The organism is Sporolactobacillus caesalpiniae, assembly GCF_040513385.1.
In the GTDB taxonomy this organism is placed as follows: Bacteria; Bacillota; Bacilli; order Bacillales; family Sporolactobacillaceae; genus Sporolactobacillus.
On record NZ_JBEVCB010000008.1, the window covers coordinates 74,134 to 87,021 of the forward strand.

A 12,888-nucleotide genomic window follows, 5' to 3' on the forward strand; every position below is an offset into this window, starting at 1 on the left:
GGGGAAATCTTTGAATATAGCAGATTATCTGAATAAAGATGCTGAATTGTTTGCGCATGTCGATGGAGTGCGACGGGAAACGTTAAAAGACCATTCCAATTTGGTGATGGATTACTTTCATAAACTGTCAAAACACAATCAACTGAGCCTAGACAACTTGTTAAATAGTATCACTTTTGACGGTGAACCTCTGAATCAGGAAGATATACATTTCATCCGTAATGAATTTGAAAATGCAATTTTATTTCATGATATCGGAAAGATTAATAGTGAATTTCAACGAGTAAAAATGGGGCAACGGATTGAACGAAGCGCGTTTAATAACTCGAATCATTCATTGCTGTCTGCCCTTCTCTACTTAGATATTTCGGAAGAACGATTAACTGGACTTTCAATCGATATTTGGAAAAAAGCGTTTCTCAGATACATTATGGTTATTTTTTCATATGTGATCTCTCGCCACCATACATACTTAACCGACTTCAATCTCCATGACTACGCACAGAAATTGAATGCTCTATATTTATTATTGTTAAAAAATGAAGACGTACTTCGATATTACTCAGCTAAAGAACAATTGCCAAACATGTATTTTTTGGAACAAAATAGCATGGACGCTACTTATTATCTGGAAAACGAAAATAATTGCATCAGCGATGAAGATGAGGGGACATCTCTTTATTTGCTAGCCAAGATGCTTTATTCTTGCCTCGTTACCAGTGACTTTATGGCTACGTATCAGTTTTTCAATCAGAATGAGCCGCAATTCTATTTTTTAAACAAAGCAGATAAAAAAGTACTTCTGAATCAATTTAAAACATCCGGAATATATCAGTCAGTCCAAAGCTATAGAGATAATCCGGAACATTCAAAACTAGCCCCGATTAACCAATTGCGTGCGCGACTTTTTATTGAAACTGAAGAGCAGTTAGTCAAGCATATCGACCGTTCGATTTACTATCTAGAAGCGCCAACAGGCAGTGGGAAGACTGTCGTTTCGGTCAACCTTGCCTTGAATCTGTTGGAGCGCAGAAACGAATTAAACAAAATCATCTATATATTCCCATTTAACACATTGATTGAACAAACAAAAAATAAGCTGGATGAGTGGTTTTCTGTTCTTGAGTCGCGCTATCGTATACAGGTTGTGAATTCAGTAACTCCAATTGTACGAGTGAATGAAATGAAAGATAGGGATGAGAAATCATTATCTGAAGATGTAAATTATGATGAAGAATTGTTGCGAAGACAGCTACTTCAGTACCCGGTCACGCTAACCTCTCATGTCAATTTTTTTAATCACCTGTTCGGTACTGGTAGAGAATCCAACTTGGGATTAGCCACACTTGCAAATAGTGTGGTTATTCTTGATGAGATTCAGAGTTATCGTAATGACATTTGGCCGGAAATGATCAAGATGCTCAATGATATGAGCGAAAGATATAACATTGTATTGATCATCATGTCCGCGACCTTGCCAAAGCTAGATAAATTGTTGAAAACCGGGGAAACGTTTACACCACTCGTTGTGAATAAAAATGATTATTTCTTAAACCCCATTTTCAAAGATCGTGTTCGAGTGAATTTTGATCTGTTAAGGGAAAGAAAGTTATCTATTGATCAGTTGGTTCAGGAGATTAAACGAATTAAAGAAAAACATGGTGCCGTTCGTTTGCTTGTCGAACTGATCAAAAAAACATCGGCTCGCACGCTCTACCATGAACTAAGGAATGTGATGCCTGATCAAACAATCATTGAATTGACTGGTGATGACAGTCGCTACGTTCGAAGCAAAATGATTGCGTTGATTCAAGGAACAAAAGATCATCCGCCAATTAGAGATGTTATTATTCTTGCAACTCAAGTGATTGAGGCAGGTGTTGATATTGACATGGATATTGGTATGAAGGATATTTCACTCTTAGATAGCGAAGAACAATTTCTGGGACGAATTAATCGTGCTTCATCAAAAAAAGACAGCTGGTCTTATTTTTTTGACCTTGATGCTTCCAGCTCTATTTATGGAAAAGATTTGCGTTTGGAAAAGGATTTGCGAAATTCGGACTATCAGAAGGCATTAGTAAGTAAAAATTTTGACGACTTCTATCAGCTTGTTTTTCAGCGCTTTGCTGAAATTAGACGAAAAAGAAATGATGATTATCATCATTTTGATCAACTGGTGAATGAATTACAATTTCCAGAACTGGCAAAGTATTTATCATTGATTAATCAAAAGACTTATTCGCTCGTTCTCAACTTTTCAATTGAAATGAATGGGGGCAAAACCACCGGAGAAGCAACTTGGAATCTTTTTAAGCAGTTGCTTAGAGATAATGAAATTTCCTATGCTGAGAAGCAAGTCAGATTGTCGGAGGTTAGTGAAAAATTAGATTATTTTACCTTCAGTACATTTAAAGAACCACAATTTTATGACGAGAAGATTGGAAATATGTACTATGTTCAAGATGGAGAAAGGTATGTCGAATGGGATGAAATAATTGGTGCATCAAAATTTAGGCCGGAAAAATATGATGAGGATAGCGAGGGGGACTTGCTATGAAAGTGACCGGAACGATGATCAATTATTTTTTTCATTGCCGCCGTCAGTGCTGGCTTTTCTCAAACAAATTCAATATGGAAGATAACAGCGAGAATGTGCGTATTGGAAAGATATTACATGAAATTGAAGAAAAGAAAGCGAGAAAAAGTGAAGTGGCTATTGAAAGTATAAAGGTGGACAAAATTACCGAACGTTTTCTCGTCGAATTTAAAAAATCGGATGCAGATGTTGAGGCGGCAAAATGGCAGCTCCTCTATTATCTAAAAATATTGAAAAATAAGGGGATTGAAAGAAGGGGTAAACTAACATTTGCTGAGAAGAATAAACAAACGAGCAGAGTGATCGAATACAATTTAACCATTGAGTTGGAGAAAGAACTTGACGATGTTCTACAACAAATAGAAGAATGTGTGACAAAGGATGTTCCCGAACCGCCTCTGTACGATAAAAAATGCAGACGTTGTGCCTACTATGATTACTGCTATATTTGAGGAGGAAAAATAATGGGAACGACCAAATATTTACTGACCATGGGTGAACTGCATCGAAAAGATAATACACTTATTTTTAAAAATACCAAGGGATCAACTCATATTCCCATTGAGGGTGTGCGCGAGTTTTACTGCCTTAATGAGATCAGTATAAACACAAAATTACTTGATATATTGGGAAGAACAGGCATCATTGTTCATTTTTTTAATTACTATCAACAATATTGTGGAAGCTTTTATCCGAAAGAGCAGCTGATTAGTGGCCGTTTAGTAGTACGTCAGGCCATTGCTTTTAAAGAACATCGAACTGAAGTCGCTGCTCAAATCATTAAAGGAATAGCAAAAAATATTCATTTTGTTCTCTACCATTACTACAGACAAGGGAAAAAGGAGTTAAAACCGTTCTTGGATTGGTTACGGAAAGACGTCCCAATTTTGGCGACAAGCGAAAGAGACATCCATCAATTATTATTCTTTGAGGGAACCATCTGGAAGCGATTCTATGAAACCTTTTCAATTTTTTTACCGGAAACCTTTGTTTTTAACAAAAGAGTCAGGAGACCGCCTGATAATCCAATGAATGCACTAATCTCCTTCGGTAATTCACTGCTTTATTCGAAGACAATCGCTCAAATTTATAGAACACATCTCGATCAATCCATAAGTTTTCTTCATGAGCCAAGCGAAGCGCGCTTTTCTTTATCATTAGATTTATGTGAAGTATTTAAGCCAATTATTGTCTTTAAAACCATTTTTGAATGCATTAATAACCGGAAGCTACAAGTTGGAAAACACTTTGATAAAGAATTAAACTACTGTTTATTGAATGAAGCTGGCAAAAAAATCTTTATTAAATCCTTTGAGGAGAGAACTCAATCCGTATTCGCACATGAGACATTAAAGAGAAAGGTATCACTTCAGGGAGCGATTAAGCTTGATGGGTACAAGCTGATCAAACGTATCACCGAAGGGACACCCTTTGTTCCTTTCAACATGGAAGTGAAGAAATGAAACGTCTCAATGCAAACTATGCCTTTGTCTTCTATGATGTAAATGAGAAAAGAGTTCAAAAGATCTTTAAAATATGTAAGAAATATCTTACACACTATCAGAAATCAGTTTTCAGAGGAACCATTACACCATCCAATCTCATCAAACTAGAACATGAAATACGTAGTAAAATCAATAAATCTGAGGATTTCGTCACAATCATAAAAATGACGAATGACAAACAATTCGAAGAAGTAGAGATCGGTAAACCTGAGGATTTTGATTCTCTATTTCTATAAAATTGAAATATCCAATAGTATGCTGTATTGGAGTTTTGTCATGGATGAATTTTGTTTTTTATTTCTCAAGTTTCATGGATGTTATGAATTCTATTTTCTTACTTTGCCGTTTTGATTTAGCGTAATCTTAATGTTACAACAATCACTGTTAAAAATGAAAATTTAGCTTGAATCCTGATATATATTGAACTGAACGTATCAGAAATAAATAGAACCCATGAATCATGTATACAACCCGCCCCTTTCCAAGATAATAATCGTGAGGATTGTTTTTCTTTTTGGACAATCATCTTAATGATGTCTTCTAAGGGGTACTTATTATGAATTGTAAAGTACGTGTTTCCAGTATTGAACTATATAATTGCAAGAATGTTGTGCAGGGGAAGTTGTATTTTCCATGTGCGAAAAGTCATTCGATGAAACGAGCGGATGTGCTGGGGCTGTATGGGCAAAATGGGTCCGGAAAGACGGCTGTGGTCTCTGCATTTGACGTGTTGCGTACGCTGCTCGGTGGAAAGCCGCTGAGTCCGGATGTTGACCGGCTGATTTATCAGCGGAGTGATACGGTGCGCTTTGTGTTCACCTTTCTGATCTGTGTTGAGCGCCACTATTATGAGGCTGTGTATGACGTTGCGCTGACCAAGCGGGACTTGGATGCGGATGACGCGGTGAATTTGGCAAATGATCGTGCGCATGATCCGGTGTTTATTTCGCATGAGGAAATTCGCTACAAGGAATTAGTTAAAGGCGCGCGTTATAAAACAGTGCTTGCGTTCACGCGGGAAGGGGAGGAGACGAAGCTGTCGCCGAATGCGGTTGCGTCGAAAATGAAATCCAGAAAAGAAGATCTGGTGGTTTCATACAAAGTCAATGCGGAGCTTGCTCATAAGGAACATACGTCCTTTATTTTTCGCGCCGAGGGTTTTCAATTGCTTGGCAGGGCGCTCGAGCAGCGACCTTTCGAACTGTTGCAGGCGCTTAAGAATGTTTTCGCCAGTCGTCTCTTCGTTTTAAGCAACCATGAATCCGGCATGTCGCTCGCCAATCTTTCGATTCCGATTCATTGCCGGAGTGCGGCGTTGAATCTGGATGAGGACGGTTATGGTGTGGTGGAACTGCCAATTAACGCACCTAAGAAGGTCGACATGGACACTTATGGAATTCTGCATACAATGTTCACGGCGATCAGCAAGATACTTAAAGAGATTGTTCCGGGATTGACGGTGGAAGCGAAGAATTTAGGAAGTCAGACGATGAGTAATGGCGATCCCGGCGTGCGTGTTGCACTCGTAGCGAAACGGGAGGGGCGGTCACTACCGATCGCCTGTGAATCTGATGGTGTGAAGAAATTGCTCACTGTGCTGAGTTCTTTGATTGTGATGTATAACGATAAGAACGCGTGTATTGTGATCGACGAACTGGACGCGGGCATTTATGAATTTTTGCTTGGAGAACTCGTGAAAATTTTGAATGACAGCGGCAAGGGACAACTGCTGTTCACCTCGCATAACTTGAGAATTTTGGAAGTGCTGGAAAAAGAGAATCTTGTGTTTACATCGACCAATCCGGAAAATCGCTATATTGTTCTGAAGGGCATTCGAGACAGCAATAATATACGTGATGTCTACTTTCGCGCGATTCAGCTCGGAAATGACGGAGAGGCTGTTTATCAGGAAACGGATCGCTACGAGATCATGGAGGCATTCGATGAAGCGGGTGAATTAAATCATGGCTAAGAAGAAAGTGGTTGTTTTTATTGTTGAGGGAGTTTCAGATGAACGCGCAGTGGCAGCTATTCGAAAATACGTGTCCTATAACTATACGATTTACATCCATGTCACTCATGGTGATCTGTTCACGAGACCGGGTGTTAGAAAAAGCGTTAAAACGCGTGTCTCGGATCAGGTTCGAAAAATCATGAATGAAACGAAATATCGCAAACAAGAAATCTTAGCGGTTATTCAGCTCACAGATACAGACGGGGCGTTTGTCGATGATCAGGATGTTACTGTAAACGATTCGGTTGGTAAGGATCCGGTTTATCGTGAATCCGGAATTGTCGTAGCAAATAGCGGGATTCGCCAGTACATACAAAAAAGGAATAAAATGAAAGCATCCGAGCTGCGGGTGATGAGTACAGCGGATGAGATCATGTCGGGAATCTACTACTTTCTTTACTATTTTTCTTGCAACCTCGACCATGTCATTTATAATGATCGGAACATGAGCATTGAAGAGAAAATCAACCGCTCGCGAAAATTTGAACGAGAATGCAGCAGTTGTCCGGAACTCTTTCATCAATTCTTTGAAGACAACGCTTTTGCAGTTCAAGGTTCTCTTGATGACAGTTGGACATTTATCGAGCGAGGGACGCATTCAGTGCAACGGTACTCGAATTTTCATTTGATTTTTAATTTGTTAGACAGCTTGAATGAGCAAAATATATCGCAGGAAACACTGCGTTAGGGGGCAATCATGGATCATCAAATCGGCGGAAAATCATTGACGGAATGGGAACGTGTGAATCCAATCGTTAAGAAAATCGAAGCGGGCAGTGAAGTGTTATGGCTCAATCCGCATTACGGCGAACAGGGAGCGAATTTTGTTTCCGATCAGGATGTTTCGGATGCTGAGTCTCGGTTACAGCGATTCGCGTCTTATTTTTGCGCTGCTTTTCCGGAAACACGTGCTTCACGCGGAAGAATCGAATCGCCGATTTACACGCTGCCCAAGATGCGGGCATTTCTGGGGAAATTCGGCGGCACGTCGATTTCCGGACGGCTGATGATGAAGGCAGACAGCGAACTGCCGATATCTGGATCAATTAAGGCGCGCGGCGGGATTTATGAAGTGCTGAAGACAGCGGAACAATTGGCGATGAGCGCGGGATTGCTCAGAGAAACAGATGACTACGCAAAACTTGCGGAGAAATCGTTTCGAACCTTTTTCTCGCATTATTCGATCGCGGTCGGATCAACAGGGAATCTTGGACTCAGCATTGGCATTGTTGGGGCAACACTTGGTTTTCACACGACCGTACACATGTCGGCCGACGCAAGTCAGTGGAAAAAAGATATGCTTCGGGAAAAAGGCGCGATTGTTAAAGAGTATGAGGCAGATTACAGTGTGGCGATCACAGAAGGGAGAAAGCAAGCAGCTCAAGACTCCCATTGTCATTTTATTGATGATGAAAATTCGAAAGACCTGTTTGTCGGTTATGCCACAGCAGGTAATCGATTGAAAAAACAATTTGCCGACGCGGCGATTTCGGTGGATGCGGATCACCCGCTGTTTGTCTATCTGCCATGCGGAGTAGGCGGTGGACCAGCGGGGGTAACGTTTGGTTTGAAGCAAGCATTCGGTTCCCATGTGCACGTCTTTTTTGTCGAACCGACTCATGCGCCTTGCTTTTTGCTCGGACTATTGACGGGCTTGAATGATCAAGTATCGGTGCAGGATTTCGGACTTGATAATCGTACGGCGGCTGACGGATTAGCTGTTCCGCGTCCATCGGCTTTTGCCGGAAAAGCTGCCGGACACTTAATCTCCGGCTGCATGACCGTGTCGGATGAACGCCTTTTTCAGTATTTAAAAGCACTCAAGGATACGGAAAATCATTGGATCGAGCCATCTGCCGCGGCCGGTATCATCGGACCGCAGATGCTTTTGGATAGTCGCGCCGGCCAACGCTACCTAGCAGAGCACCAATTAACGGATAAAATGGTCAATGCGTGCCATCTTTTCTGGGCGACCGGGGGCGGAATGGTTCCTGAAAAGAACAAGGAAGCCTACTATGCGCAGGCTTCCGGGGTTCGTCCGATTGCTGATTAATGATTGTTTTTATCCTGATGACTTGTGTACTCGTTTGGAACATCGTGTCCGTCGGCATTGTTTTTTTGCTGAGCCAGTCGTCCGTTGCGGTGTTCGCCTGTATTTTCCCTTGCCTTAAATTGGCGATTGAATTCTTGTTCTTTGTTCATGAGAAAAGACTCCTTTATTCTTTGTGTGGAACAACGATTAGAGTGCTCAAATTAGAGCTGAATTATACTTTTTAATGAGTTGACGGAGGAGGATCATCGTCAGCCGCTGACCAATCATAAAAGGGCTTTTCACGATTGATCGGTGCGAAAACTCTTGCTGCGTTCATAAAAAAGTTGCTGAACACGACGTGATGTATTCTAATAAACGCACGGACATAATTCCTATTATTCTGACGAATAGATTACCTTATCCTGTGCCAATGTCACAAAACACCTACAAATGACCTGGACAATTGCGCTATAATGGAGAAATATTAAGAATTTATTTTGTGAAATTTACACTTGACGCTGTTACAGCATTTATTCTGACATTATTTAAATTTGAATTCTTGATGGGCATGGAATTCTATGATGGGGGATTGAGCTATGTTAAAAAATCCTAAGGCATTCATTTTTTGGCTCGTATTGATTTTGCTTATTGTTGGGATGATCTACAAGGGATCATCAACGCCGTATGCGGAGCAGAATCTGCAGCCTTTTCTTAAAGCGCACTTTGAATGGACCTCTGAGACCTTTCCGCATGTCGATTTTAACTATGGAGGAGAGCGGATTACTTCCGACGATCCATATGCTTTGTTTGAATTTGTTTTCCGAAAGGCAAGTCATGTGACTGAATATTTTCTTTTAACCTTTATGATTATTAATCTCTTTATGACGACCGTTATGCCTCGAATGCTTTGCTATCTCTGTGGTCCCGCGATCGCTCTGTGCTACGCGATGTTCGATGAATGGCATCAGACGTTTGTTCCGGGCCGAACCGGCCATCTGATTGATACATTTACCTTTGACTTGGCAGGAATGATTTTAGCGATGATCATCGTGTTCATTCTTGATCTCTACTACTATCTCTTTTACACCGGCAGTCATCATTCCTCACGTCTGCATGCCGAGCAGCATGGATAATTGCTAAAATTTAATAAACTTTTCAGATATACAAACCGATATAATAAGTGATATATGATGGGCTGTGCAAGCATGTAGAGTGATCGGATTGGGCTTGAAGGGATGGATCGGCATGGCTTTAAAGAAGAAAAAGGCGGAAGGCAGTCTGAATTCAAGACGTTTTAACCTTCAAAGCCTCTATTTAGTAATGTTTTTTATTGGTGTTTTGGGTGTGGCGTCAGCGTTTTATTTCCTCGGGACTGTCCAAATGGTTCTTCCTGCTGTTGCTGCCGCCATTGTGCTGCTTGTCGTAGGCGGAATTGCCCTGCGCTTTATTTTTATAGGCTATAACAAACGCGTACACAAGTTGAGGATAGCGGTCGGAAGAGCGGAAACCGGGGACATGAGTGTCATCGTCAAAGATTCCGAAAATGATGAGCTTGCCCGTCTTGCTGAAGGCATCAACCACATGATTCGAATGAACCATAGTGTGATTGAGAGCATGTCTGAGGTTTCGGATAAAGTAAACGATGCATCTCAGACACTGGTGTCAAGTGTGGAGGAACACACCGCATCGTCAAACGAGATTGGATCGACAATGACTGAAATCGCCGCCGGAGCCTCCGATCAAGCGGAGCTGATGGTCAAAAATAAAGAAGCGACCGATCAGTTGAAAGAGAGAATGGGAAGTATTACGGAACAGACAAGCTTGATGAAACAAGGTGCCGAACAGTTAGCAGAGGTTTCAGAAAAGAATCAGCAATCCGTGATTAAGCTGAGAGATCATTCAGTGCGGACGATCAGCACCACGGCGGATATTATCGACGCCATTGCGTCACTGGATTCACGATCGAAGAATGTGGGGAAGATTATCGAAACTGTTTCGGAAATTGCCGGACAGACGAATTTGCTCGCTTTGAATGCGGCAATTGAGGCAGCGCGTGCCGGTGAACAAGGTAAAGGGTTCGCCGTTGTTGCCGATGAGGTTCGAAAATTGTCGGAGCAAACGGATCGGGCGCTCAAGGAAATTTCTGATCTGATGAACGGTATTCGCTCCGACACAGAGAGTACCGTTGCGTTTGCAGGAAAAACGAGTAAAGTGCTCGAAGAACAATTTGTGGTTGTCAGCGATTTTGAGAAGGCGTCCAAGCGAATTGCCGAAGCTGTATCGGACAATCAAGACAGAATCAGCCAAATTTCTTCTTCGATCAATGATATGGCTGAGCGAACACAAGAGATTAAAGAACATATTGACGGTATTACTCAAATCAGCGAACAGACAGCCGCGGGTACGCAGCAAGTGACTGCGTCGATTGAAGAACAGACTGCCGGCATGGAGCACTTGACCACACTTGCGTCCGATTTGGAAGCAGACGCGGGAATTATCCGGCAAGCGCTGAAGGGTTACACGCTTTCTTAATAGAAATTAAGCATGGGCTAGTTAGGATCGATGTATAGATAAAATGCAAGCATAGTATTCTGGGGGGAATCATAAATGAAAAAAGAGGAGAGCAACGCAAAAAAGACAATCAAACCGAAAACTGCAGCAGAGGAACATTCGAAGAATAGTTGGCGATTGATGGGCGAGAAGATAAATTCGATGGGCAAATTTATCCGAAAGCTGCTGCAAAATGTGAGTGGACGCAGTTTATCAACGATGAGTCTTCGAAAACAACTATTGATTCCAATTGTCAGCATTATCGCTATTGTTGGCATTATTGGAGGATTATTCAGCTATCTCTATGGAGCGAGGCAGACGACAAGCCAACTAACGCAATCGACGATGGCTCAGTTGAAGGCAACGAATCAAACATTTGATACATACTTCGACGATGCGCAGTCTGTCGCTCGCCAGTTTACGATGAGTAAAACGCTTGGAAATGTGCAAAAAGATAAGGATGACATCCAGCTTTCTTTCCAAAACGTGCTCAGTTCCAATACAAAATATCAAGCAATCAGCTATGCATCTGCGGACAAGGACATTGTGCGTGCGCCTCTTTACTTTTTTCCAAAGGGCTACGATCCAACTACAGAAGGCTGGTATAAGGCGGGATCTGCCGCAAACGGGAAATCGGTTTGGACCGATCCTTACAATGACAAAGTCACAAAACAAAAAGTAGTAAGTGTGGAACAGGCCGTTGTTGATGAAGGAAAAGTTAAAGGCGTTGTCAAGATGGACCTGTTCATCCAGTCGATTGTTAATCAAGCGAGTGCAGCCAAATTAGGTAAAACCGGCTATGTGACGCTGCTTGACAGCAAAGGTACTTATATTGCATCCCCGAAGAAAAACCAATTGGGTAAGAGCGTCGCAGGTCAGGATTTTTACAAGAAAATGCGCGGTATGGGTAATAGCGGTAAATTTTACGCAAAGATTGATGGATCCCAAAAACTTGTTTCGTTCGATACGAATAAAACATCCGGTTGGACCCTTATGGGAATTATTGATAAAAGCGAGATCTCTAAGCAAGCGAATCTAATCACATTACCATCAGTTGTGACATTGATCATTATTATTGCGGTAGCGATCTTATTGACAAGCTATATACTTGGACGGATGATCGCGCGCTTGAGAAAGCTTCAGGAAGCTGCCGGTCGGATTGAAAAGGGCGACTTAACAGTTAAAATGCCCGTTGAAGGCAATGATGAATTATCACAATTAACCAAAAGCGTAAATCAGATGGCGCAAACAAACCGTGAAGCGTTTAAGAAAATGATTGATGTATCGCATCAAATTATCGGCGCTTCGCAGACATTGGTGGCTAGTGCCGAGGAAAATGTCGCTTCGGCAAATGAGATCAGTGCAACGGTAACTGAGATCGCTGCGGGGGCATCAAATCAGTCTAAATCCATTGATGATAGTCAATCGTCGCTTCAGGATCTTTTGAAGCAGGTCAATAGAATCGATGAGCGCAGTAAAGAAGTTCTTAGTGGAGCATATCGGATGACGGAGTTCGCCCGTGGAGGTCTTGACAAGATGGATCATCTATCCGTTCAATCAAAAACTTCCGCCGATACGACCCACCGGATCATTAGTACGGTTCTGAAATTGGAGGAGCATGCTAAACGTGTGCACAAGATCATTGATGTGCTTGATGGTATTGCGAGACGAACGAATCTGTTATCGCTAAACGCCAGCATTGAGGCGGCACATGCAGGCGAACAAGGGAAAGGTTTCGCCGTGGTTGCCGGCGAGATTCGGAAGCTTGCTCAGCAGACCAATCAGTCGCTTAAAGAAGTCACCGATATGGTTCAATCGATGAATGAGGAGATCCAGCAGGCGGTCGCTTATTGTGAGCAAACAAATGATACCCTGAAAGGTCAAGATGCGGCAGTCGCCGAATCCAATGATGCGTTTAAAGAAATCGAGAAAACGATTGAACGCAACGTTACGGGCATGAAGACGATTGCCGATGCGATTATTAACACGAATCAACAAATTGAGCAAATAACTCAAGGTGCGCAGACGATCGCCGCAACAAGCGAAGAGACGGCAGCGAGCACAGAGGAAATGAGCGCTTCCGTTCAAGAACAGACAGCTTCGATGGAAGAGTTGAATAAACTGGCCGGTGATCTGGATCAACAGGCCCAGATGATGCAGGAAGAAATCAAACGGTTCAAGATTTGAT

Annotated in this window: 11 protein-coding genes; 10 read left to right on the forward strand and 1 reads right to left on the reverse strand. The window is 42.0% G+C overall.

All coding sequences use genetic code 11. The annotated features are described in order from the left end of the window. The first annotated feature begins 10 nt into the window (after positions 1–10). From cas3 to dsdA, 7 genes are all read left to right on the forward strand, one after another. On the forward strand, positions 11–2,560 hold the full coding sequence (cas3, locus tag ABWW58_RS15980; RefSeq protein ID WP_353870071.1) for a CRISPR-associated helicase Cas3': 2,550 nt from the start codon (positions 11–13) through the stop codon (positions 2,558–2,560). Continuing rightward, complete coding sequence (cas4, locus tag ABWW58_RS15985; RefSeq protein ID WP_353870072.1) at positions 2,557–3,051, forward strand: CRISPR-associated protein Cas4; 495 nt, start codon at positions 2,557–2,559, stop codon at positions 3,049–3,051. The genes cas3 and cas4 overlap by 4 nt, the downstream gene beginning before the upstream one ends. A gap of 12 nt (positions 3,052–3,063) precedes the next feature. Continuing rightward, entirely contained in the window at positions 3,064–4,062 is a 999-nt protein-coding gene (gene cas1b / locus ABWW58_RS15990) for a type I-B CRISPR-associated endonuclease Cas1b (RefSeq protein WP_353870073.1), read from the forward strand. Next, positions 4,059–4,340 (forward strand): CRISPR-associated endonuclease Cas2, encoded by a 282-nt coding sequence (cas2, locus tag ABWW58_RS15995; protein WP_353870074.1) that lies wholly within the window; start codon positions 4,059–4,061, stop codon positions 4,338–4,340. The genes cas1b and cas2 overlap by 4 nt, the downstream gene beginning before the upstream one ends. A gap of 320 nt (positions 4,341–4,660) precedes the next feature. Next, positions 4,661–6,076: an AAA family ATPase gene (locus ABWW58_RS16000; RefSeq protein ID WP_353870075.1), complete on the forward strand. Its 1,416-nt coding sequence runs from the start codon at positions 4,661–4,663 to the stop codon at positions 6,074–6,076. Then, positions 6,069–6,806 carry a hypothetical protein gene (locus tag ABWW58_RS16005; RefSeq protein ID WP_353870076.1) on the forward strand — a complete coding sequence of 246 codons (738 nt, stop codon included), beginning with the start codon at positions 6,069–6,071 and terminating at the stop codon, positions 6,804–6,806. The genes ABWW58_RS16000 and ABWW58_RS16005 overlap by 8 nt, the downstream gene beginning before the upstream one ends. Before the next feature lie 9 nt (positions 6,807–6,815). Beyond that, the gene (gene dsdA, locus ABWW58_RS16010) at positions 6,816–8,171 is read left to right on the forward strand and encodes a D-serine ammonia-lyase (RefSeq protein ID WP_353870077.1); all 1,356 of its coding nucleotides are present in this window, start codon (positions 6,816–6,818) and stop codon (positions 8,169–8,171) included. Here dsdA and ABWW58_RS16015 read toward each other — a convergent pair. Then, on the reverse strand, positions 8,168–8,320 hold the full coding sequence (locus ABWW58_RS16015; RefSeq protein ID WP_353870078.1) for a hypothetical protein: 153 nt from the start codon (positions 8,318–8,320) through the stop codon (positions 8,168–8,170). The genes dsdA and ABWW58_RS16015 overlap by 4 nt on opposite strands. A gap of 426 nt (positions 8,321–8,746) precedes the next feature. On the opposite strand from ABWW58_RS16015, the gene ABWW58_RS16020 reads away from it, so the two are divergent. From ABWW58_RS16020 to ABWW58_RS16030, 3 genes are all read left to right on the forward strand, one after another. Next, positions 8,747–9,283, forward strand: coding sequence for a VanZ family protein (locus ABWW58_RS16020; protein ID WP_353870079.1), 537 nt, complete (start codon positions 8,747–8,749; stop codon positions 9,281–9,283). Between the two features lie 112 nt (positions 9,284–9,395). Next, positions 9,396–10,682, forward strand: a complete 1,287-nt coding sequence (locus ABWW58_RS16025; RefSeq protein WP_353870080.1) for a methyl-accepting chemotaxis protein — start codon at positions 9,396–9,398, stop codon at positions 10,680–10,682. A gap of 75 nt (positions 10,683–10,757) precedes the next feature. Then, entirely contained in the window at positions 10,758–12,887 is a 2,130-nt protein-coding gene (locus ABWW58_RS16030) for a methyl-accepting chemotaxis protein (RefSeq protein ID WP_353870081.1), read from the forward strand. Position 12,888: the final 1 nt, after the last annotated feature.